Genomic DNA, 25,236 nt, shown 5'->3' on the forward strand with positions numbered 1-25,236 from the left:
TTGAGCCGCAAAATTAGGATTTTTAACCGATAAATTCGTAAGGTAAAATGAAGAAAAATACTATTTTTTTATCTTTTTAATAATGGTCTCTACAATACGTGGGTAATGCAGGTGTTCCAGCTGTTGTCCTTTGAACTTAATGAGCTCCAGATTGTCCTCTTTATCAATGCGATACTTTGCCTGATAAATGTATTCTCCTTCATCATAATTCTCATTTACGTAGTGAATAGTGATACCTCCCTCGGTCTCTTTTGCTTCCAGGACGGCAAGGTGCACATGGTCCCCGTACATTCCCTTTCCTCCAAACTTTGGAAGTAAGGCTGGGTGGATATTGATGATACGTCCTGGGTATTCATGAAGCAGGTTTTTTGGGATCAGCCATAAAAATCCCGCGAGTACTATGAGGTCTACTTCCAGGTTTTTAAGCAGGTTAACGATGTGATCCGTATGGTAAAATTCGTTCCTGTCGAAAATATGGGAAGGGATTTCGAAGTTATCTGCACGTTGTAAAACATAGGCATCCGGGTTATTTGTGAGTACCAGGGCAATCTCAACTTCAGGACTACGTTTGAAATGTTCCATTAGTTTTTGGGCATTGGAACCTGAACCTGAAGCAAATATGGCGATACGTTTTTTCATCTGTGCTGGTTGATTTATGAACTCAAGCTGTTTCACCGGTTTTTATGAGCCGGTGATTTTTGTCAAAAATAGTATTTTAAGCATTCATCCGAAGATTTTTATTGCTTTTTGTGTCATTTAATTAAGCACGTGCTTATATTTTAGGAGAGATAAGGCCAGCCCGGGTTTTATTAGAATCCGTATTGAGTTTTGAATAGTTAAAACCTTGCTTCGATATTGGCTATAGGTTGGTAGGTCTTTGTCAGGTCTATTTAACCTTTAAACATTGTATTTACTTATTTGTAATCTTCTCCTGAATTTTTAACAATAGAAAACTCTTCCCTGAGTTTGGTTTGATTTTTATGGAATTTTAATTGCTTTATTCGTTATTTAATTATATATTGGTAGTTGATTAATTAACTTTTTGGTTATGGCTACTTCTAAAACCGGCCTTTATGGTCATCCGAACGGAAAAATTGGTAATATTGTTTTTTATGTGTTAAACGGGCAGAATGTTAGCCGAACCATAGGAGATCCTGGTAAACCCAGTAGGAATCAATTGGCCAACCGGCAATCCATGTCTGTAACAATGGCGTTTTTAAAACCCATGAATGATTTTATTAATGCCAGTTTTGGGTTGGAGGCTGCCGGTACGGTCAGGAATGCCTTTAATCTGGCCACATCCTATAATAAGAAAGAGGCGATTCAGGGTGAATATCCAAACCTCAGTGTAAATTATAGTAAAGTGATCCTGAGTAGGGGGAGCCTGCCAGTTGCAAAGGACATTAAAATAGATAAAACGGGTGCTGGTATATTGATTAGCTGGGATCCTGATTGTTCTGATCGTTCGGTTAGTCATGATGATCGGGTGATGATCATGTTGTATCACCCCTTACGAAAGAAAGCCAGCTCATTCCTGAATGCTGCCAGGAGAGAAGAGGGAAGTCGTCTGCTTAAAATTACTGAAGAGTGGATGAATGAGCCTATAGAAGCTTATTTGTGTTTTAAAACTGCGGATGAAAAGCAGATTTCTGACAGTATATATATTGGGAATCTCAATGGAGAAAAGGAGAGTTCTGAGGAAAAGAGTAAAAAGGAAAAGTATTTAAAGTTGAAAACAAGATTTGATCAGGTAGCGGCAGACTATTTAAGGCTGCTGTATCTGGATAGCGGTGCGCATGTGGATACCAAAGCTTTCCGGCACCTTCAAAAAGAATATGAGGTGCTTAAGGCTAAGCTGGATAGCCTCCCTGGAAAGCCCGGTTAAAAAGGTTTGGATCTTACCGTTTCAGGTAGGGTGCATTATTGGTGTTCAGGTAGTCTGGTCTGGTATTCCAGACTTTATAAAGTATTATAAATCAATATTTAAGATTTATTAAAAATATTTACGACTTCATTTTGCATATTAAAAACATTAATTCTATATTTGCAGTCCGAAAAAAATGGAAAACAAAAGGCTGGTAGCGGTTGGGATTGTACCCAATAGTCTTGAAAGCTTTAAAAGGAATATTATAATATTGAAAAATGGCAAATCATAAATCTTCATTAAAAAGAATTAGAGCAAACGCAACTAAACGTTTACGTAACAGATATCAAGCAAAAACAACCCGTACTTTTATCAAAAGGTTACGTGCTGCTGAAGATAAAAAATCTGGACAAGAGTTATTACCTAAAGTAATTTCTATGTTAGATCGTTTGGCTAAGAAAAATGTTATTCACAAGAACAAAGCAGCTAACAACAAATCTAAATTGACTAAATTTGTTAATGGCTTAAAATAAATATAGCTTTACAATATTATAGACGGGATGTGCTTAATTGCATATCCCGTTTTTTTATTTATGGCCAGATACAAACCGAAAATAGGAATCAAGCAATGGGCTCCGGCCGACAGGCCCAGGGAGAAATTGATGTCGCATGGAAGGAGACACCTGACCGATGCCGAATTGATTGCCGTCCTGATTGGTTCCGGTAACCTGGAAGAAACTTCTGTTGACCTGAGCAAACGAATCCTTGCTGCTTATGACAATGACCTGGATAGGATGGGAAGGGTGACGGTTAAGGAGCTTTCCCGTTTTAGGGGTATAGGAGAAGCCAAGGCCATTGCTATTGTGGCCGCCCTGGAGCTTGGAAGAAGGAGAAAAGAGGAGGGGGCAAAGCCGGAGTTTATCCAGATTAAGGACGCTAAAGATAGTTATGCGCAGTTTTATCCGGTACTGACTGATTTGCCGCATGAAGAATTCTGGGTATTGTTGCTGAACAGGGCAAATCATGTCATCAGTAAACATCAGATCAGTAAAGGTGGTTTGTCCGGAACAGTAGCAGATCCTAAGGTTATTTTTAAAGTTGCGATGGATCATGATGCTGCATATATTATTCTGGCCCATAATCATCCCTCTGGTAATCTAAAGCCTAGTCAGGAAGATTTGTTGCTGACCAGAAAGTTGATCACCGCAGGAAAATTACTAGACCTGCCCGTACTTGATCACTTAATTATTACAAACAATTCCTATCTAAGTTTTAATGATGAGGGCTTAATTTAACATTCTATTGTTAATTTGCCCCCTTATGAGAAAGGTAATTCAGTTAAGTATGGTATTGCTATTGATGGCATCAATGGCTTATGCACAAAGGGATAATGCAATCAACATCATTTCCTATAATATTCGTTTAAATGTGGCATCGGATGGCGAGAATGCCTGGCCTAAACGAAAAGATAATGTGAAGGCGCTGGTCAGGTTTCATGATGCAGATATTCTGTGTGTCCAGGAAGCATTGCCATTGCAGGTTGATGAATTGCTCGAAAACACCAATTATGCTATGGAAGGTGTAGGCAGAGATGATGGGAAGCGTGCGGGCGAATTTTCGGCAATCTATTTCGATAAATCCAGGTTTGTAAAAGAAGACGGAGGCACATTCTGGTTATCGGAAACGCCGGAGAAACCTTCCAAAGGCTGGGATGCTGCGTTGAACAGGGTTTGCTCCTGGGTGAGGTTATTTGATAAAAAAAACAAAAAAGAATTTCTGGTTTTTAATACCCACTATGATCATATCGGAGTACAGGCGAGAATTGAATCTGCAAAGCTTCTTAAAAGAAAGATACAGGAGATCGCACCTAAATTACCGGTAGTATTTACCGGAGATTTGAATGTGACGCCGGAAACTGAAGCGATTGCGACGATTAAATCTTTCCTTACAGATGCCAAAGAAGCTTCTTTAGAGCCGGCTTATGGTCCGGTAGGTACTTTTAATGCTTTTAAGTTTGATAGTCCTTTGAAGGATAAAATTGACTACATCTTTGTGAACAAAGGTTTTAAGGTTCAAAAGTTTGGCGTGTTGTCGGACAGTAAAGATTTGCGGTATCCTTCGGATCACTTACCGATTATTGCCCGTTTATCTTTCTAAGACATTTACACCGACGGCATTATTTTATATCTTTGCATTTTATACTGAATATACAACATGAAGATATCATATAAGTGGCTTACACAATTCCTGAAAACTGATAAAACTCCTGCAGAACTTTCTCTTATTTTAACCGATATAGGTCTGGAAGTAGAAAGTCTGGAAACGGTACAAGCTGTTGCAGGTGGTCTGGAAGGATTGGTGATCGGTCATGTATTGAGCTGTGTGCAACATCCTAATGCAGATCGTTTACGGGTAACTACGGTAAATGTAGGTGGAGCGGAAAATTTACAGATTATTTGTGGCGCACCAAATGTTGCTGCAGGTCAGAAGGTGGTGGTAGCTACTGTAGGCACTACCGTATTTCCCAATGAAGGAGAACCTTTTAAGATCAGTAAGTCTAAAATCAGGGGAGAGGTTTCTGAAGGGATGATCTGTGCGGAGGATGAGATCGGATTGGGTGTTTCCCATGACGGCATTATGGTGCTTCCCGAAGATACTCAGATCGGACTTAGTGCTAAATCTTACTTCAAACTGGAAGATGATTATTTGTATGAGATCGGCTTAACCCCTAACCGGGCAGATGCGGCGTCACATTTAGGTGTAGCAAGAGATCTGGCGGCTTATTTACGTACTCCTTTGCTAATGCCTGATGTGACTTCATTTAAAGTTGCGAATGAGCAATTGAGCATCGCAGTGAGTATTGAGGATGCCGAAGCTTGCCCAAGATATAGCAGTGTTTCTATTACCGGGGTAACTGTTAAAGCTTCGCCAGACTGGTTACAGGATAAATTAAAAGTGATTGGCATTCGTCCGATCAATAATATTGTAGACATCACGAATTACGTGTTGCATGAGTTGGGGCAACCACTTCATGCTTTTGATGCAGATACCTTGAAGGGTGGAAAGGTCATTGTTAAGAAGTGCGCCGAAGGAACTCCTTTTGTCACACTTGATGGCATAGAAAGAAAGCTTGCTGCGGAGGACCTGATGATTTGTAATGCAGAGGAGCCAATGTGTATTGCCGGAGTATTTGGCGGAAAGGGCTCAGGAGTCAGTGAATCAACTACAAAGATCTTTTTAGAAAGTGCTTATTTCAATGCGAGAAGTGTTCGTAAGACTGCCAAAAGGTTTGGTCTGAAGACTGATGCTTCTTTCAGATATGAACGTGGTACAGATCCGGAAATGACCGTGTATGCTTTGAAGCGTGCAGCCTTACTGATCCAGGAACTGGCAGGAGGAGAAATCTCTTCAACGGTTTCGGATCTTTATCCAGATCCTATTGCTCCATTCGATGTAGCTGTAAATTATAACAATATCAATAAACTGATTGGCGCAGAGATTCCTCATACAGAAATTAAAGACATTATTCTGGCTTTAAACATAGAAGTGGCAGCAGAAACTACCGAAGGATTGTCCTTAAAAGTGCCGACTTATAAAGTTGATGTCACTCGTGAGTGTGACATTACCGAGGAAGTACTTCGTATCTATGGTTACAATAAGATCGGGATTCCAAGTAAAATTAATGCTTCATTATCTAACACTTCAAAACCGGACGTAGAGCAAACCCAGCATGTGATTGCTGATATGCTGACTGCCAACGGATTTCTTGAAATCTGGTGTAACTCTTTAACTAAGGGTGCTTATTCAAAAAATCCTGAGGAAGCGGTGCAGATGCTGAACCCTTTGAGTTCTGACCTGAATGTGATGCGTCAGAGCCTGTTAATGCCTGCACTGGAAAGCGTGGCTTATAACCAGAACAGAAAAACTGCAGATATTAAGTTTTATGAATTCGGTAAAACTTACCACCTCATCAATGAAAAATATGTGGAGCGCCCACGCCTGCTGATCCTGATCTCCGGATCGAATCAATCAGAGCAATGGAACCATAAAGTGTCTCCGGTAAACTTCTATCATTTAAAAGCTGCAGTAGATGCTGTGATCGGTCGTTTAGGAATTAATAATTACCAGTCAACAGATGTTAGTGATGAAAACTTTGCTTATGGCCTGAAGTATTTCAGAGGCGATAAAGCGATCGTTACTTTCGGTGCAGCAACTACCGCTGACAGAAAGAAAGCGGATGTAGATAAAGAGGTGTTTTACGCGGATTTCGACTGGGCATTATTACTCGACATCGTTAAAAAGAATAAAATTGTGAATAAGGAAGTGTCGAAATATCCGGCTGTACGAAGAGATTTGTCGATGTTGGTGGATACTGAAGTAACCTTTGATCAATTGAAAACTATTGCTTTTAAAACGGAGAAGAGGTTGATTAAGAGCGTACAAGTGTTTGATGTGTATGTTGGAGATAAGCTTCCTGAGGGTAAGAAATCATATGCGTTGAATTTTACTTTGCAAGATGAAGAGCAGACCTTAACCGACAAGCAAATTGATGCGGTGATGCAAAAGATTATTTCTAACTTAGCGCAAACAGCAAAAGCGGAAATAAGAAAATAATTTATTGCGTTTAAAAAATATTTAGATTAGTAAACAAACTTTAATAAACATGTCTTCGGTTGCCGATCAATTAAACTCCGTATTGCAGAAAACAGCTCGTATAATAGAGCTCTGTAATGCCTTACAGGAAGAAAACGATTTATTGAAGCAGGAAAATCAATCTATAAAAGTTGCACTGGATCACTCTAAAAATAAGAACGCAGACCTGGATGAAAAGCTCAGGGTGCTTAAATTAGCGAAGAGTATTGAAGGAACAAGTGAAAAGACACTTGATATAAAGCAAAAAATTAACGATTTTGTGCGTGAAATAGATAAGTGTGTGGTCTTACTGAAGAAGTAAGGAAAACAGAAAAAGTGAAACAAAGCTAAGAAATGGGAGAAATCTCGATAAAAATAACTATTTCCGACCGTATCTATCCCTTAAAGGTAAATACAGAAGAGGAAGAAATTGTGAGGCGGGCAGCAAAGATTATTAATGAGCGCATAAAGGACTATCAGGAAAATTATGCGGTCAGGGATAAACAGGATTTGCTTTCTATGGCGGTACTGCATTATGCAACAGCAGTATTACGTGTAGAAAACAAGGTTCAGGACCAGGATACTGCTGTGGCCGAAAAGGTGGAGGAGCTGGATAGTTTATTAAATGATTTTTTCTCCAAATAGGAGCGTTCTTTATATAAGTTAAGATTAGCACAATGATATAGCCGCAGCTAAATTTTTGAGTTTCACAAATTTTAAAACTTAACACTTCAATATTTATAGAATTAAGAGGGTGTATTTCATTTACATTTATGTACCTGAAAATGACTTAAATTCTAATTATAACTCGTTGAGGTTTTGAATAGTTGAGACTTATTAAAATTAGTTGCGGTTTTTTTATAAATATGATTTAAAGAAATCCTGAGGGGGAAATGAAAGAGATCATTTAAACTGCATCTGAGGGACAAAGGAAATATATAAATACAGATGAACTAAAAATGGGAATAATAGGAATAATTGGATATGTACTTGCCGGCCTGGTGGTTGGCGTTTTACTAGGCAGATACCTGCTGCGAGGGCTGTTTAAACAACAGGAGATTGCAGCGCAGACCAAGGTGAAAAAGATGCTTAAAGATGCAGAAAGTAAAGCTGATATTTTAAAGAAAGACAGGTTACTGGAAGCTAAAGAGAAGTTCTTACAGATGAAATCTGAGCATGAGCAGGAAGTAAATACAAAAAACAACCAGATCAACCAGCGGGAAAACGCAATTAAACAGAAAGAACAATCTGTAAATCAGCGCCTGGAAAATATGAACCGTAAGGAGCAGGAGCTTGATAATCATAAAAAGAACCTGGAAAAGCAAACTGATGTTGCAATCAAAAAACAGGAAGAAGTAGACCTGTTGAAAAATCAGCATGTGAAACAATTGGAAACCATTGCCGGATTAAGTGCTGATGAAGCCAAAAACCAGCTGGTAGAAAATATGAAGCAGGAAGCCCGCACTCAGGCCATGATCCAGGTAAAAGACATTGTAGACGAGGCGAAACTGACTGCAACTAAAGAAGCTAAAAAAGTAGTTATTCAAACCATACAGCGTACTGCCGTAGAAGCTGCTATTGAGAATACGGTTTCTATCTTTCATATCGAAAGTGATGAGATTAAAGGCCGCGTGATTGGTAGAGAAGGACGGAATATCCGTGCCCTGGAAGCAGCAACAGGTATTGAGATCATTGTAGATGATACGCCGGAGGCAATTATCTTATCAGGTTTTGACCCGGTAAGAAGGGAGATTGCGCGTTTGGCTTTACACCGTTTGGTAACAGATGGAAGGATTCACCCTGCCCGTATTGAAGAGGTCGTAGCTAAAACGAAAAAACAGATTGAAGACGAAATCGTAGAAATCGGGGAACGTACGGTAATTGACCTTGGAATTCATGGTTTGCACCCGGAACTGATCAGAATGGTTGGACGTATGCGTTACCGTTCATCTTACGGACAGAATCTGTTGCATCACTCACGTGAGGTAGCGAACTTCTGTGCAACGATGGCTGCAGAACTTGGCTTAAATGCTAAAATGGCTAAACGTGCCGGATTACTACATGATATAGGTAAAGTGCCTGATGATAACCCGGAGTTGCCTCATGCAATCCTGGGAATGCAGTTGGCAGAGAAGTATAAGGAACATCCTGAAATCTGTAATGCGATTGGAGCCCACCATGATGAGATCGAAATGACTTCTATGATTTCACCGATCATTCAGGCTTGTGATGCCATCTCTGGAGCACGTCCGGGAGCACGTCGTGAGGTTGTGGAAAGTTATATCAAGCGATTGAAAGAACTGGAAGAACTGGCGCTTTCTTACCCTGGAGTAGAAAAGACTTTTGCGATCCAGGCCGGTAGAGAGTTAAGGGTAGTGGTAGAGAGTGAAAGGGTAACCGATCAGCAGGCAGAATTGCTGGCAGCTGATATCTCTAACCGTATTCAGACTGAAATGACTTACCCAGGCCAGATTAAAGTAACGGTTATCAGGGAAACCAGATCAGTTTCTTTTGCCAAATAAATGATAATTTGACCTGATTCTTCAGGTCTGTGAATATTTAAATTGAAAGCGATGGAATTATCCATCGCTTTCTTTATTTTTACTAGAAATCCTGTTCTTCCCGGAACGGGAAAATTAAATTGATTATATAGATGAAAACAGCAGAGAAAAGCGAGGTAGATGTTCTTTTTGATAAGTATGCAGAAAGCCATCAGAACCATTCCAATGAAATGATCCATTGGGTGTGTGTCCCATTAATTGTTTTTAGCTTACTGGGATTGGTTTGGGCAATTCCTTTTCCTCATCTGGAATTTCTGGGACGGTATAATGGTTACCTGAACTGGGCTTCATTCCTGATCGCATTTTCTGTTTACTACTACTATAAGCTCTCTCCGGTCATGTCTTATCTGATGTTGCTGCTCATTTTTGTGATGGCAATGGGAATCGTACAGCTGGAGAAGTGGCAACTGGCTGGCGGACCGGCACTTTGGCTGGTTTGCCTGGTGATTTTTGTGGCAGCCTGGATCGGGCAATTTATTGGCCATAAAATCGAAGGAAAAAAACCTTCATTTTTAGAAGATGTTAAGTTTTTGTTAATCGGACCGATTTGGTTATTGCACTTTATATGCAGAAAAGTGGGCTTAAAATATTGAGCCAAACCCCATTTAATATTACGTTAACATTGTGATAAACGAATGGTAATGTCTGGCTAACATAAGGCTAACATTGTGGTAATAGCTTTGCCTGAAATAAAAAACAGGGAAAATTGAAATCACAACTAAATCTTAAAAAGGCAATAATTACTGCTTTATTCGTAATTATTGGCGCAACAGTATTTGCTCAAACCGGCAAAATTTCTGGTAAAGTATCTGATAAGAAAACCGGTGAAACACTGATCGGTGTGACGGTAAAGATTGCAGGTACGACTAAAGGTATGTCGACAGATGTAGAGGGACGATACATCATTGGGGGATTAACTGCCGGAAAATATACCATAGAGGCATCCTATGTTGGTTATGCTACCAAGAATATTACAGAAGTAGAAGTTAAAAATAATGCTTCTGCTCCTGTTGATATTGTAATGGAAGAATCAGGTTCTCAGAAGCTGAATGAGGTAGTGATTACGGCTACTGTTAAACAGGAATCGGTAAATACATTGTACAATCGTCAAAGGACAAATGTTAGTATCTCTGATGGTATTTCTGCCGATCAGATCAGACGATCTCCGGATAGAAATACTTCAGAAGTTTTAAAGCGTGTAAGTGGTACCAGTATTCAGGATAATAAATTCATTATTGTTAGGGGACTAAGTGACCGGTATAATGCTACTTTACTGAACAATGCGATTCTGCCAAGTTCGGAGCCAGATAGAAAAGCATTTTCATTCGATATCATCCCTTCTAATATGGTGGATAATATCGTGATTAATAAAACAGCCTCACCGGATCTTCCTGGTGATTTTTCCGGAGGGGTAGTGCAGGTTTTAACAAAAGATATCCCTACCGAGAATTATATCTTCGTTTCAGCAGGTGCAGGTTATAACTCACAATCTACGTTTAAAGACTTCCTTTTAGGAGATAAATCCGGAGTAGAAAATTTTGGATATGTGAACAGCAGCAGAAACATCCCTAAAGGAATTGTTTCTACCAGCCGATATCAACTATTGTCCGACCGTGATAAAATCGCTTCAGGTAAACTATTTCAAAATTCATTCAACGTTAATCATCATAATTCAGCGTCACCTTCACAAGCTTATCAGCTGAGTACAGGATTGCGTAAAACACTGAAGAATGAGGCGAGTATCGGTGCTATTCTATCGCTCAACTATAGAAGTGGAGAAAGCATGACTAAGAGTGAAAGATTTGAATACAATCAGGATAAAGCCGAATACGATTTCAATGACAACACTTACAAATTCAGTTCTTCAGTTGGTGCGCTGGCAAATATTGCATATATAAAAGGAAATAATAAGATTGCATTCAAGAATATCTACAATATCTCGTTAGACAATACCTATACTGAGCGCGAGGGTACCCTGATCATTGATAAGCTTCAACGAAAAGGATATTCTTTTGATTTGGTAAGCAAATCATTATTGAATAGTCAGTTGGAAGGTGAGCACAAATTGTCATGGAAAGACTTAAAGATAAACTGGAATTTAGGGTATTCTTACTCTGACCGTTTGCAGCCGGATCTTAAATCTATCAATTATGATTTGAAGGAGGGTGAAAGTACTTATCAGGCTGTCGTGCCTAATGGAACCGCATCCAGAACTGATGCCAGTCGTTTCTTCTCAGATTTATTCGAAGATAGTTATAACGGAGGAGTCAATGTAACCTTACCTTTTATGTTTTTGAAAGAGAAAAGTGCATTAAAAGTAGGCGCATTAAAACAATATAAAGTCAGGGATTTCAGCGCACGTAAATTTGGATACATAAAATCTTTTTCCACTGGAGAGTTTAATCAAAACCTGCTTACTTTACCAGTTGATCAGATCTTCAACCCAAATAACCTGAATGATAACGGATTTATTCTTGATGAGGGAACTGAAGCAACAGATAGATATGATGCGACGTCGGATCTAAATGCTGGTTATGTAATGTTGGATACTCGTTTTGGAAAGAAATTCCGTGTTTCATTTGGAGCAAGGTTGGAAGATTCTTATCAACATATTAATACCGCTGATAACTCTGGTAATAAATTGAAAGTAAACAACCAGTTCCTGGACATCCTTCCTTCGTTAAATGCAACATATAATTTGTCAGAACAGTCTAATCTTCGTTTCTCCGCATCGAATACAGTTACACGTCCGGAACTTAGAGAGCTTTCTAATTTTGGATTTTTTGATTACATCTCGAAAAGAATTTTGATCGGTAATCCGGATTTAAAGAGAAGTCAGAATACAAACATAGATATCAAATATGAATTGTTTCCTGGTGCAGGACAGGTAGTTTCAGTTTCAGGTTATTACAAATATTTTAAGAACCCTATTGAGCAGGTTGTTTCATCCGGAAGTGTGAAAAATGTAACCTTCCAGAATGCAAACTCAGCTACAACGTATGGTGTTGAGTTAGAAGTAAGAAAGAACCTGGGCTTTATTCAGGAAGGAAGCTTTCTTCAGAACTTAACGGCTTATGCAAATTCAGCATTGATATTTTCTACTGTTAACCTAAATAGCCTGGTGTCAGAAATTACAAATCGGGCATTACAGGGTCAATCTCCATATTTGATCAATGCAGGATTATTATACAACGATCCAATTAGTAATTTATCTTTTAATGTATTATACAACAGGATTGGGGAACGTATTTCGGAAGTAGGGTATCAGGGATATAACGACATCTATGAAAAGGGAAGAAATATGGTAGACTTTCAGATTTCTAAGAAGATAATGAAGAGCAGAGGAGAACTTAGATTGAATCTATCAGATATTTTGAACGAGAAAATCATGTTCTATCAAAATACCGACAATAATAAAACCTATCAAAAAGGTGATAACATCATGAATACCGCCCGCGTTGGTTTTGGGGCTAACCTGACCTTCACTTATAACTTCGGATTAAATAAGAAATAGTCAATCAGTTAATATTTAGGTAACAGATTGATCATTAAAAATTAAACATAGCTTAATCTATTGGCAACGTTGAGCTGATATTTTTGTACAAAACTTAATAGCAAAAAACAATGAAAAGACAAAACCTATCAATTCTTTTTTTAGCAGCAGCAATGGCTTTTGCATCCTGCAGAAAATCTGATAATAATGATAATGGTGAATTGCCTGCAAAAACTCCTGAGTCAATTAGCGGTGATATCACAACAAGTAAAACCTTAACCTCAGATAGAACATGGATCTTGGACGGAACTGTATTTGTAAGAAGCGGTTCAATTTTAACCGTTGAACCAGGTACAGTTATTAGAGCAAAACAAGGAACCAAAGCTGCTTTGATAATTGACAAAGGAGCTAAAATAATCGCTGATGGTACTGCTGCTAAACCTATAGTCTTCACTTCTGGTAAAGATGCAGGTAGCAGAGCTCCGGGCGACTGGGGTGGAATTATCCTGGTAGGACGTGCAACTACAAACAGAACAACTGCTGTACCAGTAGAGGGTGGAGTGGCACTTACTTATGGTACAGATAAAATTGATGATGACAACTCAGGAACATTGAGATATGTGCGTATTGAATATGCTGGTATCGGTGTTAATGATAGCGAGATCAATGCCTTGACATTTTATGCAGTTGGTAACAAAACTATCGTAGAAAATGTTCAGACTGTTTATGCCAATGATGATGCTTTTGAATTCTTCGGTGGTACTGTTAACTGCAAAAACTTAGTGGCTTTTGGCACAGCTGATGATGACTTCGATTTTGACTTTGGATTTAATGGTAGCGTGCAGTTTGCTGTAGCAATCAGAGATCCAAAATTTGTGGATGCGGCTGACGATGGTAACGGTATTGAATGTGATAACGATAAGGATGGTACAAATGCGAGCCCGATTACACAACCTAAATTATCTAACATTACTATAGTAGGTCCTAACAATGCTGCTAATACATCTGCAAGACATGCTTATGGAAATCGTTGGAGAAGAGGCACTAAATTTATCTTTAATAACTCTATTCTTCTTGGAGCTCAAAAAGGAGGATTAAATATTGAATCTGATAAAGCAGCAAACTTCTATAAGAATGGTGATTCACAATTTAAAAACAATATCGTGGCTTCTTATGGAGTTCCATTCCTAACAAATGCTACTGCATCAGTCCTTACTGCTGCTGAAATGCAAGCTAAAGTGTTAGTAGATGGTGGTGTTGCATTTGTTGATGGAAATACAAGCGTTAAATTAACTAGCCCATTCTCTTTGACTGCTCCTGATTTCTTGCCTGCTGTTGGTTCTCCTGCATTGAGCGGAACCTGGGTAGCTACAACAGGTGCTAGTGCAGTTACTTACCGTGGTGCTTTTGGTAATACAGACTGGACCAAAGGATGGACCAACTGGGATGCCCAAAATACGAAATACTAATACTTTTAAGTAATCATAGAAAAAGCCCGGAAGCAATTGCTTCCGGGCTTTTCTGTTTATTTCGGATTCTCTGTAAAATCTGGTTTGACGGGATTTTACAGGCAATATGTTAAGTATTGTTAAAATAATGGGCAATTAACGAATCCTTAACATCATGCCCTTACCTTTGTGGCATAAATATTTGGTTAGTATTTATAAGTTTAGGTTTAGTTGATAAACAAAGAGCCACGATGGATGTCGTGGCTCTTTGCTTTTAGAAATTCTTGCCAATCTTCTCCAGCATTTCTGCAGGGATATTCCGCATATCTACTACCAGAAATCCATCGAGGCAATCGGAGAACTTAGGGTCTATATTGAAACAGATAATCTTCGCATTCAGGTTCATGTACTGTCTTAACAATACCGGAATTTTGATGTGCGAATTTTCAATATCTGAAATTAAACTATCCAGATCTTTTAAAGATTCGCTGCTTTCAATCAAAAGGTTTTTATCTATAGCAGAGAGATCTGCTTTAAATTTGTTTTTAGGCTTCACATAAGCCGCCAGTTCGTAATCAAAGTGGTTCTTGGTAATGTAATCCACAATGAGTGATTTGGAGAACTTGGAGAAGTTATTACTGATACTTACCGGACCAAACATATAGCGGTATTGAGGATTGTCCAGCAAATATTTTAAAATCCCTTTCCATAGTAAAAAGAGCGGTAAAGGTTTTTGTTGATACTCCTTACGGATCCAGGACCTGCCTAATTCTATTCCTTTTCGTAGCAATGGATAAAAAGGCTCTTTAATTTTAAAGAGTTCAGAAAGATAAAATCCTCTTCTGCCCATCGTATTCAGGATCTCATCTCCTTTGCCAATACGGTAGGCGCCTACGATGTTCTGCTGATCCTTATCCCAGATGAACAAATGATGATAGTAGATGTCATAATTGTCCAGATCTATTTTCTTATTCGTTCCTTCTCCAACTTCTCTGAAAGTAATCTCACGCAAGCGGCCGATCTCCCGTAATATATTCGGGATAATTGAGGTTGGGGTAATATAAACTTCGTAATTCTTCTCCTGCCATACTCTGAAGCTTTCCAGGTCCTCAATCTCTCCTACAATCAGGGAACGTTCGGTTTCCTCGATAACCGGCTCTGGTGTTTTTTTGATTTTAAAGAGATTGATGGGGTTAAATAATTTTTTTTCTTCTTCAAGACCTGTGCCTAAAGCATAAGTGCGGGCACGTAAGAAATCAAGTAACTTATTGGTGTTGTTTCTATAAGATATGTCTTCAATATGAATGGGTTTGCCAATTCTGACTTTTATTTTAAGACCTTGTTTATTCAGGAATTCCGAAGGAAGTTTTGCCGTTCTCAGTGTCGGGTGAATGAAACTCAGGATATTAAACAATACCCCGTTATTACCATGGAAATAAATCGGAACCACAGGTACTTTTGCCCTTGCAATCAGTTTACCTACTACCGGATGCCATAGCCTGTCGGTGATTTCCTGTTTATCCAAGCTGAAGGTCGAAACCTCACCGGCAGGGAATATCCCGATAGGAGTACCACTTTGCAAGAGGTCAAACGTTGCTTTAAGTCCGCTGATGCTGGACGTATGCTGTACGTTTTCAAACGGATTTACGGCAACAAAGAATTCACTTAGGTTGGGGATTTTTTTAAGGATGAAGTTAACCATCACTTTAGCTTCCGGTCTTACGGTACATAAAAGTTTTACCAGTGCTAATCCTTCTATTCCTCCATAAGGATGGTTGGCTATTGCAATAAAGCCTCCGGTTTTCGGAATGCTTTTTAAGTCGTCCTCATCAAAATCTATGCTTACCCCGATTGTTTCCAGTATTTTGTCAACAAACTCTAAACCGTTAAAATGTTCATTTTGGGAAAAAACCTTATTGATGTCATTCAATTTCATCATCTCCATAAGCAGGGCGGCCAGGCCGGGCACACCTAACTTATCTATCTTAGTGGCCTTTGCAAACTCTTTGGTGGTTATGATCTTCATTTAATTTTGTTTGTGAATAATAAAGCAATTTCAAAAATAAGATTTATATTTTTAAATAACAGTAAGTAGATTAGACAGGTGATGAGAAAATGGCTAAATAACTACTTTGAATTTTCCAGAAAGGAATTTAATGGCCTGATGGTTTTGTTGACGCTCATTGCCGGTATAGCTGTCTTTCCAACTGTTTACCGCATGTTATGGCCTTTGGAGCTACCTACAGAGGAAGAGCAGCTTGCCGTACTGAAATTTGCGATGGCCGCCAAACAGGATCAGGATAAAGAATCAGACCCTGGAGTTTTTTCGGCCAAAGCGTATTTAAAAAGAGTAAAGCCGGTATTATTTTATTTCGATCCCAACACTATTGATCTGATTGGATGGCAAAAATTAGGCTTGTCAGAAAAGCAGGCTCAGGGTATTTTAAATTACCGGTCAAAGGGCGGCGTATTCCGTAAAAAAGCCGACCTGCAAAAAATGTATACCATTAGTCCGGGATTATATCAGTTACTGGAACCATATGTGCAAATCGCCGGAGATGAACTTTCTTCGTTACCCAGGACAAAGGTCAGTAGCCAGGAACAAGCTTCCATTCCTAAAGAATTTAAGCTGATAGAGCTAAACGGAGCCGATACGGCGGCGCTTGATGAAATCAGGGGAATAGGTAAGGTGTTTGCCAGAAGAATTGTAGCGTATAGAGAAAGGATCGGTGGATTTTATAAAAAGGAGCAGCTGATGGAAGTATTTGGTATAGATTCCTTAAAATATAATGAGATTAAGGCTCAGGTAGCCGTAGATCCTGATAAGCTGAAAAGGATCAATATCAATACGGTTGAGGTCAATGATTTTAGGAATCATCCCTATATCCGTTATAAACAAGTAAATGCACTGATACAATATAGAAAACAACACGGAAATTATAGTAATATTGCCGACTTAAATAAGGTTGCCATTTTAACACCTGAAATTATAGGGAGGCTGGCGCCTTATCTTATTTTTTAAAGATGATTGAAGAAAAAATTAAGCAGACTGTCCGCGATGTAAACGATTTCCCGAAACCGGGGATTATTTTCAAGGACATTACTCCAATCCTGAAAGATCCGAAATTATGCATGGAGATTACCGAAGCGCTTGCGGCGCAGTTGCAGGGGGTAGAAATTGATGTGGTTGCGGGAATCGAAAGCCGGGGCTTTTTATTTGGACCGGCATTGGCACAGCTTTTAAATGTGCCTTTTGTCCCGATTCGTAAAGCAGGAAAATTACCTTATAAGACGATACAGCAATCTTATGACCTGGAATATGGGACCGCAACCATTGAGGTTCATGAAGATGCTTTGCTTGCCGGCCAACGGGTCCTGATCCATGATGATCTTCTGGCTACAGGAGGGACCGTTGTGGCAGCCTCCAAACTCGTGATGCAGTTAGGCGCAGCAGTGGCTGGCTATTCGTTTATCATTAGTCTGGATTTCTTAAATGGGAGAGCGCGTTTAAGTCCTTATGCTGGCCATGTTTGCTCACTGGCTTCATACTAGCTCATTTCCATGATTTGTATGAATGCAATCCTAAACTGTTTAGGATTGCATGTTCATAAATATAGGGGGGGAGTTATATATTAGGAGCTAATTTTGCAGGCCTGATAGAAGCAAAATATAAATAGTGCTATTGCAATGACCTTCAGTATGAGAATCGAATACCGGGTCACATACGATTTGTTGATGTTTTTGAGATACATTGTGATTATATTTAGATGAATAGTTTGATTTCCCTATTAATGCTTTGGATAAGCAATGTTACTTTTTTATTTTGCCGTAAAATTACAGGACGATATGGGGAATATCAACTGAGAAAATACGCAGTTTTGATTGTTTAATTTGTCAAAGACCTAAAGAAAATGCCCGAGAGAGAGAATTTTGGAGAGTATTCTAAGACTTTTATCACCGCAGTCCCTGCTGATCTGAAAAGCCAGGAGGCGCTCTTCTTTGATGAGCGGATTCCTAAATTTGCGGATGAAGCAGTTTATATCTATTCTTTTAAGCAGAACCGTATGATCTATGCGAGCGGTTGGGAAGAAATATTAGGATATAGAGATGATGAGATCAATATGCTGGCCATTGTGAATATGTCTGCGCCGGAATTTGCGCATTTCTCGCATGAACTGAATGATAAGGCACTTAAGTTTATTCATCATAAGTCAAAAGATCTTGAAAAATATAGTTTTACGATTGAACTGAAAAAGATTCATAAAAATGGAACCCAGGTGCCTATTTCTGCAAGAGTAGGTGTTTTTAGCTCCGAAAACGGAAAGATAGAATCTATTATCGGCCGTTTTCAGGTCAATAGAAGTCTGATTTTTGGGAAGGTTATGCGTTATGCTGCCTATGGACCAGAAAAGGAAAAGTTCGAAGAAGAGTTGAATAAAATCCTGTTTAGCTATCTGGCCATCTCCAATAAAGAAAAGGAGGCCCTGGAGCTGGTGGCAAAAGGGTACTCCTTTAAAGAAATTGCCCATGCGCTAAAGGTTTCTCATTCGGCTATCGAGAAAAGGATTATTCCATTGTATAAGCGATTCAATGTGAAGAGTCTGACACACCTGGTTAGTTTTGCCTACGACAATTATATTTTACCTTAACTAAGTATTTCCAAGGTTTACCGTGATGATGTCTGATTCCGGTACACCTATGGTTCCGAGTAAGGTCTCCCAACGTTCCTCTACCTGTTCAGAGGGTTCTTCATTTCCCATCACCCAGATGATGTTCATTGCTTTAATGTGTTGGATATTAGACGGCCCATATTCAGCATTATTGAGCAATTCATAAAATAAAGTTGCCCTGAGAATATCTTTTTTGATCAAGCCGCCGGGGTTGATATCGTCGATAACCAGTAGGGAAGAATCATGCCAGGTCCATGATCCCGGTGAATGGCTGATGTGGTCTCTCTGTTCAAAAAACATAGACAACAACTTAGTGGCAGTAACGTAGCTGCAACGGTTGTTCCTGATAGAGAATTCTGTTGCTATTCCTACAGAAAGAGAGGTTTTTCCACTGCCTTTAGAACCAAACAGGAGCAGGTGTTTTCCTTTTTCTTTACTGTTCAAAAACCCGGTAATTATTTTTTTGTGCTGGTCCTGCATATTGAAATTCCACTGGCTCAACCGAAGCTGGAAAGGATAACCAGCATTTTGGAGGTGCATCTTTGTAGAATACCAGTAGTAGGAAGGATAAATCGCGAGGAGGCATAGGGTCACAAAACCGATCATCATTATTGGGGAATAGCAGCAGATCAGGCTGCATGCAAGTGCACCCATTCCAAAAAAACAGAGGTCGGTCAGGGTGTCGAAGGCCAGATTTGCCCATTCCGGGTTAAAAATATAGGTCGTTTTTCCTGATGCAGATTTTTTGATCGTTTTATTAAGGAGGAGAGGGCCAAGGAAATTAAAGAGTTCGAATAAAATCCAGCATCCCCAAATGATTAATGGGGCCCAGATCTCTGCCTGTTTTATTTCTGTTTTAGAGAGCAGGATTTTATGTAAGATAAATGTCGGAATAAAACCCAATGAAAAATGTCCAAACTGATTGGCCATCCAGGAATAGGTTAACGTTACCCCCCGATAAGCATCTTTTCCGATAAGGTCCCTTTTGAGTTGCAAAAGGATATCTTTTCTGGTAATAAATTTCATGATTGCGCGTCTTTTCAGATATTTTTCAAAACTAAATTAAAAAAATTAAAAAAACTTTTGAGTGTAATTTGTTTTCCTTAAAAATGAAGGGGTACGGTTAATGAACTAAATACCGTTTCGTTCTATCCTTAGGCGAATTTTCAACTGCTGTTGCTCTGGTTTTAAATCATTATAATTGCCCAAATTCAAACAATAAAATATGTTAGAAACGATGGATAATTCTGTAGGATATAATTTTAGTATCTCAGAAAATCAGGAGATGATCAGGAAAATGGTAAAAGATTTTGCTGAAAAAAATATTCGTGCAAATGTAATGGAATGGGATGAAGCTCAGCATTTTCCGGTTGAGGTTTTTAAGAAGTTAGGTGAGCTTGGATTGATGGGCGTATTGGTCCCTGAGATTTACGGTGGATCTGGTTTTGGATACCAGGAATATGTAGATGTGATTGTGGAAGTGGCTAAGGTTTGCGGTTCTATCGGTTTATCATTAGCAGCACACAACTCATTATGTACCGGTCATATTTTAGCTTTTGCGAATGAAGAACAAAAACATAGATGGTTGCCTAAATTAGCTACTGCAGAATGGATCGGTGCCTGGGGCCTTACAGAGGCGAATACCGGCTCTGATGCTTTGCGCATGATGACTACTGCTACACTTGAAGGAGATGAGTATGTGATCAACGGAGCAAAAAACTGGATTACTCATGGTAAATCAGGTGATATTGCAGTAGTAATGGTTCGTACAGGAGAGAAAGGAAGTTCCAAAGGAATTTCTGCTATAGTAGTGGAGCGTGGTACTCCTGGTTTTTCTGCGGGTAAAAAGGAGAATAAATTAGGAATGCGTGCTTCGGAGACGACAGAAATGATTTTCGATAATTGCCGGGTACCTAAGAAAAATCTGCTTGGAAATGTTGGGGAAGGGTTTAAGCAAGCCATGAAAGTATTGGATGGCGGAAGAATCTCTATTGCAGCCTTATCTTTAGGAATTGCTAAAGGAGCTTATGAAGCTGCCGTTAATTATGCGAAAGAACGTCATCAGTTCGGACAGCCGATTGCGAATTTTCAGGGGATTAGTTTTAAACTGGCTGATATGGCTACAGAAATTGAAGCTGCAGAATTATTGATTCGTCAGGCTGCAGATATGAAGAACCGTGGACTACCTATGACCAAAGAATCTGCAATGGCAAAGTATTTTGCTTCTGAAGTTTCTGTAAGGTGTGCAACGGAGGCAGTACAGATTTTCGGTGGATATGGATATACTAAAGATTTCCCGGTAGAAAAGTATTACAGGGACAGTAAATTGTGTACCATTGGCGAAGGAACCTCAGAAATACAAAAAATTGTGATTGCAAGGGAAGTTTTAAAAGATTAATTTGTACCTTCCTATAAATAAAGCATATTCTAACCAAATATAACCAAAAACGGAATCCGGTGATCAGAGATGATCCCGGATTTTTTATTGATAGCTATTTAATGGAAATGATCTCGTACACCACAAAAGGACTATAACCTCTCCAGGGAAGGGCCCCTATATATTCTTTATAGCGTAGTTCAAAGACTTTTCCGCTGTTCAGCATCATTTTTTCAGCGATAGCTTTGTCTTCTACAGAAAACTCAAACTCATTGGATTGAATATTGCCGGTTTGTTTGGAACGGATTCCTGACTGGATCAATTTGCCTTCATAGGTTTTGAACAGGTATCCTTTTTTGACCACATAGTTGAGTTCTCCGGCTTTAACGCCTTCTCCCAGCACAAAGTTGTAGCGAAAGTAAAAGAATCCTGCCAGGATAAGAATCAGCACTCCAAGGATGATAAAAAGCGTTTTTTTTGACTTCATAGGTTATTTTAAATAAGTACTCAAGATATACAATATATATAGGTGATTGTTTTTAATAAATTTACACTTATTGTTTTGATTCTCAAAACAAAGCTCTATCTTTGCAGTCCTAAAAACAACGAGAGGGGGTATATTACGTTATGATTATCATTAATATTAAAGACGGCGAATCACTAGATAAAGCCTTGAAACGTTTCAAAAAGAAATTTGAAAAAACAGGAGTGTTAAGAGAATTACGTAGCCGCCAAGCTTATGAGAAAAAATCTGTAGCTCGTCGTACACTAGTTAAACACGCTATTTACAAGCAGAACATGCAACTTGAAGGAACTGTATAGTTTCTGAAAAGTTTAAATGATATTAAAGCGCTGTCGGTAAACCCGGTAGCGCTTTTTTATTTTTTATGTTAAAATAAAAACAATTAGCTGGACTATGTTTTGTATATTCACTTAATCGTGTCATACAAATTGTTTTTATGATTGTTGCTCAATTCCTGATATATCTCCAGCACGAGAAACGTTATTCTCCACATACCATTCAGTCTTACAAGACCGACTTGTTGCAGTTTAGTGAATACCTGCTGCAAACATTTGAATTGCCCTTAACCGAAGCAGGGCATGTGCACGTAAGGAATTTTATGGTGTCGCTTCTGGAGGATCATGTTTCCGAGAATTCTGTAGGAAGGAAGCTATCTACGCTTCGCAGCTTCTATAAATATCTTTCGCGTGAGGGTTTGGTTGCACTGAATCCGATGGCGCTTGTAAAGGCGCCTAAAATACCTAAAAGACTTCCTGTATTCGTAGATGACCAGAAGCTGGATGTCCTGTTGGATTCCGGAGATTTTTTCGATGATACTTTTCCTTCAGTGCGTGATAAACTGGTGATTGAAACTTTATTTGGTACCGGTATGCGTTTGGCGGAATTGCTTTCCCTGAAAGAAGCTGACGTTGATTTTTATGGTGCTACAGTCCGGGTTTTGGGAAAAAGAAATAAAGAGAGAATTATTCCGATCAGTAAAGTCCTTGGTGATCAGGTAAAAGCCTATCTTGAATTGAAAACGTTACAAAATTTTGATAACAAAACGGGACCCTTAATCGTTACAGGTAAAGGTGCACCTGCTTATCCTAAACTCATCTATAGGATTGTGACCAGTTATTTGACAAATATATCCACACAGGATAAAAAAAGTCCGCATGTATTGCGCCATTCTTACGCAACAAGCCTGTTGAACAGGGGTGCAGATTTAAATGCAATAAAAGAGTTATTGGGCCATTCCAGTCTGGCGGCAACGCAGGTATATACCCATAACTCTGTAGAGAGATTAAAATCAATATATAAACAAGCCCATCCAAAGGCATAAAAAAGGAGGAAACAATGAAAATTACAGTTCAATCGATCCATTTCAATGCAGACCAGAAGTTGTTAGAGTTTATTCAGAAGAAAGTTGATAAGTTAGATCAGTTCTTCGACCAGATTATTAGCGGGGAGGTTTATTTGAAATTAGAGAATGTAGATGATGAGGCTAATAAAATAAGTGAGATCAAACTGATCGTTCCGGGAGTTACGATGTTCGCGAAAGAGCAATGTAAATCTTTTGAAGAGGCGACGGATTTGGCAATTGAGTCCCTGAGAAAACAAATCACCAAACATAAAGACAAGACAAGAGAAAAATTAAGTGAACATAAAGCAATTTTAAATGCAGACGAAGTCTCTGATTATTAGGAGGATATTTTAAGCGTTTTTAAGAAAAAGGTTGGCGGGGCTAAAACCCGCCAATTTTTTTTGAAAATAATTTTGGATCGTATTAAAATTCGTGTACATTTGCAATCCCAATCAGAGAGGGCGTTTCTCTTAAAAGATTCGGAAAGTTCTGTGAAAGATTAAACATTATAAAAATCATTGCCTAACCATATGCAATGAATGATATAAGCCTCCTTAGCTCAGCTGGTAGAGCAACTGACTTGTAATCAGTAGGTCATTGGTTCGATCCCGATAGGAGGCTCTTTTAACTTCGATACTGAAAGGTATTGGCAAGTTAAAAGCGGGGGGATACCAGAGTGGCCAAATGGGACAGACTGTAACTCTGTTGTCGCAAGACTTCGAAGGTTCGAATCCTTCTCCCCCCACAATACAAAAGCGAAAGTAGCTCAGTTGGTAGAGCGATAGCCTTCCAAGCTATAGGTCGCGAGTTCGAACCTCGTCTTTCGCTCAAATTGGAAAAGCTGGGAAATCGGCAAAGAATTAAGTAGTTTAATTAGAATACCGATTAAACTACTTAATTAACTTAGATTGCAAGCTGAGATTAAAAAGCCGAAGTAGCTCAGCGGTAGAGCACTTCCTTGGTAAGGAAGAGGTCGTGGGTTCAAGTCCCATCTTTGGCTCAAGATAAAAACAAGCTTTGTTGAATCTGTAATTATAGCAGTTGAACAAGGTTTTTTGTGTTGAATTTGTATCAAAACAATTAATTAATAAAAAGTTATAAACTACTAATAAGTATAAAAACATGGCAAAAGAAAAGTTTGACCGCAGCAAGCCGCACTTAAACATCGGCACAATCGGTCACGTTGACCACGGTAAAACAACCTTAACAGCAGCTATCACTAAAGTGTTATCTGATGCTGGTTTATCTGAGGCGCGTTCATTTGATTCTATTGACTCTGCTCCAGAGGAAAAAGAAAGAGGTATCACTATCAATACAGCACACGTTGAGTATTCAACAGCTAACCGTCACTATGCTCACGTTGACTGTCCAGGTCACGCGGATTACGTGAAAAACATGGTTACTGGTGCTGCGCAAATGGATGGAGCTATCATCGTTGTAGCTGCTACAGATGGTCCGATGCCACAAACTCGTGAGCACATTCTATTGGCTCGTCAGGTTGGTGTTCCTTCATTGGTAGTATTCATGAATAAAGTGGATATGGTTGACGATCCTGAATTACTAGAACTAGTAGAGATGGAAGTTCGTGAATTGTTATCTTTCTATGAATTCCCTGGTGATGATATCCCTGTGATTCAAGGTTCGGCTCTTGGTGGTTTGAACGGTGATCCGAAATGGGTTGGAAAAATCATGGAGCTAATGGATGCTGTAGATAGTTACATTCCAATTCCTCCACGTTTAACTGATCTTCCATTCTTAATGCCTGTTGAAGATGTATTCTCGATCACTGGTCGTGGTACTGTTGCAACTGGTCGTATTGAGCGTGGTGTAATCAACTCTGGTGATCCAGTTGAAATCTTAGGTATGGGTGCTGAAAATCTTAAATCAACTGTAACAGGTGTTGAGATGTTCCGTAAGATCCTTGATTATGGTGAAGCAGGTGATAACGTAGGTCTATTGTTACGTGGTATTGAGAAAACTGATATCCGTCGTGGTATGGTTATCTGTAAACCAGGTTCTGTAACTCCTCACACAGATTTCAAAGCTGAGATCTATGTATTATCAAAAGCTGAAGGTGGACGTCACACTCCATTCTTTAACAAATACCGTCCACAATTCTATTTCCGTACCACAGACGTTACTGGTGAGATCTCACTAGCTGAAGGAACTGAAATGGTTATGCCAGGTGATAACGTTACGATCACAGTTAAATTGATCAACGCAATCGCAATGGAAAAAGGTCTACGTTTCGCAATCCGTGAGGGTGGTAGAACAGTAGGTGCTGGTCAGGTAACTGAAATTTTAAAATAGTATTTTATCCCTCAGG

General features: G+C 39.1%; 23 protein-coding genes and 4 tRNA genes. 23 read left to right on the forward strand and 4 right to left on the reverse strand.

Annotation, left to right across the window (positions count from 1 at the left end):
- Positions 1 to 60: 60 nt before the first annotated feature.
- Positions 61 to 639 carry a phosphoribosylglycinamide formyltransferase gene (gene purN, locus BFS30_RS13595; protein ID WP_069382435.1) on the reverse strand — a complete coding sequence of 193 codons (579 nt, stop codon included), beginning with the start codon at positions 637 to 639 and terminating at the stop codon, positions 61 to 63.
- 409 nt (positions 640 to 1,048) lie between these two features.
- On the opposite strand from purN, the gene BFS30_RS13600 reads away from it, so the two are divergent.
- From BFS30_RS13600 to BFS30_RS13650, 11 genes are all read left to right on the forward strand, one after another.
- A complete protein-coding gene (locus BFS30_RS13600) occupies positions 1,049 to 1,885 on the forward strand; it encodes a DUF6266 family protein (RefSeq protein WP_069379784.1) in 837 nt (278 codons plus the stop codon).
- A gap of 257 nt (positions 1,886 to 2,142) precedes the next feature.
- Positions 2,143 to 2,397: a 30S ribosomal protein S20 gene (gene rpsT / locus BFS30_RS13605; RefSeq protein WP_069379785.1), complete on the forward strand. Its 255-nt coding sequence runs from the start codon at positions 2,143 to 2,145 to the stop codon at positions 2,395 to 2,397.
- A 60-nt stretch (positions 2,398 to 2,457) separates the two neighbouring features.
- On the forward strand, positions 2,458 to 3,159 hold the full coding sequence (gene radC, locus BFS30_RS13610; protein WP_069379786.1) for a RadC family protein: 702 nt from the start codon (positions 2,458 to 2,460) through the stop codon (positions 3,157 to 3,159).
- Between the two features lie 25 nt (positions 3,160 to 3,184).
- Entirely contained in the window at positions 3,185 to 4,021 is an 837-nt protein-coding gene (locus BFS30_RS13615; protein ID WP_069379787.1) for an endonuclease/exonuclease/phosphatase family protein, read from the forward strand.
- Positions 4,022 to 4,078: 57 nt separating this feature from the next.
- Positions 4,079 to 6,478: a phenylalanine--tRNA ligase subunit beta gene (gene pheT / locus BFS30_RS13620; RefSeq protein ID WP_069379788.1), complete on the forward strand. Its 2,400-nt coding sequence runs from the start codon at positions 4,079 to 4,081 to the stop codon at positions 6,476 to 6,478.
- 49 nt (positions 6,479 to 6,527) lie between these two features.
- A complete protein-coding gene (locus tag BFS30_RS13625) occupies positions 6,528 to 6,818 on the forward strand; it encodes a hypothetical protein (protein WP_069379789.1) in 291 nt (96 codons plus the stop codon).
- 32 nt (positions 6,819 to 6,850) lie between these two features.
- Positions 6,851 to 7,141, forward strand: a complete 291-nt coding sequence (locus BFS30_RS13630; RefSeq protein ID WP_068891351.1) for a cell division protein ZapA — start codon at positions 6,851 to 6,853, stop codon at positions 7,139 to 7,141.
- A gap of 314 nt (positions 7,142 to 7,455) precedes the next feature.
- Complete coding sequence (gene rny / locus BFS30_RS13635) at positions 7,456 to 9,018, forward strand: ribonuclease Y (protein WP_069379790.1); 1,563 nt, start codon at positions 7,456 to 7,458, stop codon at positions 9,016 to 9,018.
- A gap of 131 nt (positions 9,019 to 9,149) precedes the next feature.
- Positions 9,150 to 9,650 carry a DUF962 domain-containing protein gene (locus BFS30_RS13640; protein ID WP_069379791.1) on the forward strand — a complete coding sequence of 167 codons (501 nt, stop codon included), beginning with the start codon at positions 9,150 to 9,152 and terminating at the stop codon, positions 9,648 to 9,650.
- Positions 9,651 to 9,763: 113 nt separating this feature from the next.
- The gene (locus tag BFS30_RS13645) at positions 9,764 to 12,571 is read left to right on the forward strand and encodes a TonB-dependent receptor (RefSeq protein WP_069379792.1); all 2,808 of its coding nucleotides are present in this window, start codon (positions 9,764 to 9,766) and stop codon (positions 12,569 to 12,571) included.
- Between the two features lie 110 nt (positions 12,572 to 12,681).
- Entirely contained in the window at positions 12,682 to 14,019 is a 1,338-nt protein-coding gene (locus BFS30_RS13650; RefSeq protein ID WP_069379793.1) for a hypothetical protein, read from the forward strand.
- A gap of 253 nt (positions 14,020 to 14,272) precedes the next feature.
- Here BFS30_RS13650 and BFS30_RS13655 read toward each other — a convergent pair whose 3' ends face one another.
- Positions 14,273 to 16,024 (reverse strand): lysophospholipid acyltransferase family protein, encoded by a 1,752-nt coding sequence (locus BFS30_RS13655; protein ID WP_069379794.1) that lies wholly within the window; start codon positions 16,022 to 16,024, stop codon positions 14,273 to 14,275.
- Between the two features lie 81 nt (positions 16,025 to 16,105).
- On the opposite strand from BFS30_RS13655, the gene BFS30_RS13660 reads away from it, so the two are divergent.
- The 3 genes from BFS30_RS13660 to BFS30_RS13670 all read left to right on the forward strand — a co-directional run bounded on the left by BFS30_RS13660 (position 16,106) and on the right by BFS30_RS13670 (position 18,647).
- Complete coding sequence (locus tag BFS30_RS13660; RefSeq protein WP_069379795.1) at positions 16,106 to 17,020, forward strand: ComEA family DNA-binding protein; 915 nt, start codon at positions 16,106 to 16,108, stop codon at positions 17,018 to 17,020.
- A 2-nt stretch (positions 17,021 to 17,022) separates the two neighbouring features.
- Positions 17,023 to 17,550 (forward strand): adenine phosphoribosyltransferase, encoded by a 528-nt coding sequence (locus tag BFS30_RS13665; protein ID WP_069379796.1) that lies wholly within the window; start codon positions 17,023 to 17,025, stop codon positions 17,548 to 17,550.
- Positions 17,551 to 17,909: 359 nt separating this feature from the next.
- Positions 17,910 to 18,647 (forward strand): LuxR C-terminal-related transcriptional regulator, encoded by a 738-nt coding sequence (locus tag BFS30_RS13670; protein ID WP_069379797.1) that lies wholly within the window; start codon positions 17,910 to 17,912, stop codon positions 18,645 to 18,647.
- Here the strand turns inward: BFS30_RS13670 and BFS30_RS13675 are convergent, their stop codons facing one another.
- Positions 18,648 to 19,694 carry an ATP-binding protein gene (locus tag BFS30_RS13675; RefSeq protein WP_083252044.1) on the reverse strand — a complete coding sequence of 349 codons (1,047 nt, stop codon included), beginning with the start codon at positions 19,692 to 19,694 and terminating at the stop codon, positions 18,648 to 18,650. It lies immediately after the preceding gene.
- Between the two features lie 199 nt (positions 19,695 to 19,893).
- On the opposite strand from BFS30_RS13675, the gene BFS30_RS13680 reads away from it, so the two are divergent.
- Entirely contained in the window at positions 19,894 to 21,066 is a 1,173-nt protein-coding gene (locus BFS30_RS13680) for an acyl-CoA dehydrogenase family protein (protein WP_069379799.1), read from the forward strand.
- 94 nt (positions 21,067 to 21,160) lie between these two features.
- Here the strand turns inward: BFS30_RS13680 and BFS30_RS13685 are convergent, their stop codons facing one another.
- The gene (locus tag BFS30_RS13685; protein ID WP_069379800.1) at positions 21,161 to 21,532 is read right to left on the reverse strand and encodes a hypothetical protein; all 372 of its coding nucleotides are present in this window, start codon (positions 21,530 to 21,532) and stop codon (positions 21,161 to 21,163) included.
- Between the two features lie 140 nt (positions 21,533 to 21,672).
- On the opposite strand from BFS30_RS13685, the gene rpsU reads away from it, so the two are divergent.
- The 8 genes from rpsU (at position 21,673) to tuf (ending at position 25,220) form a co-directional block, all read left to right on the forward strand.
- Positions 21,673 to 21,867, forward strand: a complete 195-nt coding sequence (gene rpsU, locus BFS30_RS13690) for a 30S ribosomal protein S21 (RefSeq protein ID WP_062551169.1) — start codon at positions 21,673 to 21,675, stop codon at positions 21,865 to 21,867.
- Positions 21,868 to 22,004: 137 nt separating this feature from the next.
- Positions 22,005 to 22,889, forward strand: coding sequence for a tyrosine-type recombinase/integrase (locus tag BFS30_RS13695; protein WP_069379801.1), 885 nt, complete (start codon positions 22,005 to 22,007; stop codon positions 22,887 to 22,889).
- A gap of 14 nt (positions 22,890 to 22,903) precedes the next feature.
- On the forward strand, positions 22,904 to 23,251 hold the full coding sequence (gene hpf / locus BFS30_RS13700; protein WP_069379802.1) for a ribosome hibernation-promoting factor, HPF/YfiA family: 348 nt from the start codon (positions 22,904 to 22,906) through the stop codon (positions 23,249 to 23,251).
- Positions 23,252 to 23,458: 207 nt separating this feature from the next.
- Positions 23,459 to 23,531, forward strand: a tRNA-Thr gene (locus BFS30_RS13705).
- Positions 23,532 to 23,572: 41 nt separating this feature from the next.
- Positions 23,573 to 23,655 (forward strand) — tRNA-Tyr (locus BFS30_RS13710).
- Positions 23,656 to 23,665: 10 nt separating this feature from the next.
- Positions 23,666 to 23,738, forward strand: a tRNA-Gly gene (locus BFS30_RS13715).
- Positions 23,739 to 23,838: 100 nt separating this feature from the next.
- Positions 23,839 to 23,910: transfer RNA gene (locus BFS30_RS13720), tRNA-Thr, on the forward strand.
- Between the two features lie 122 nt (positions 23,911 to 24,032).
- Positions 24,033 to 25,220: an elongation factor Tu gene (gene tuf / locus BFS30_RS13725; RefSeq protein ID WP_069379803.1), complete on the forward strand. Its 1,188-nt coding sequence runs from the start codon at positions 24,033 to 24,035 to the stop codon at positions 25,218 to 25,220.
- The last annotated feature ends 16 nt before the right edge of the window (positions 25,221 to 25,236 follow it).

This window comes from Pedobacter steynii (genome assembly GCF_001721645.1).
Taxonomy (GTDB): domain Bacteria; phylum Bacteroidota; class Bacteroidia; order Sphingobacteriales; family Sphingobacteriaceae; genus Pedobacter; species Pedobacter steynii_A.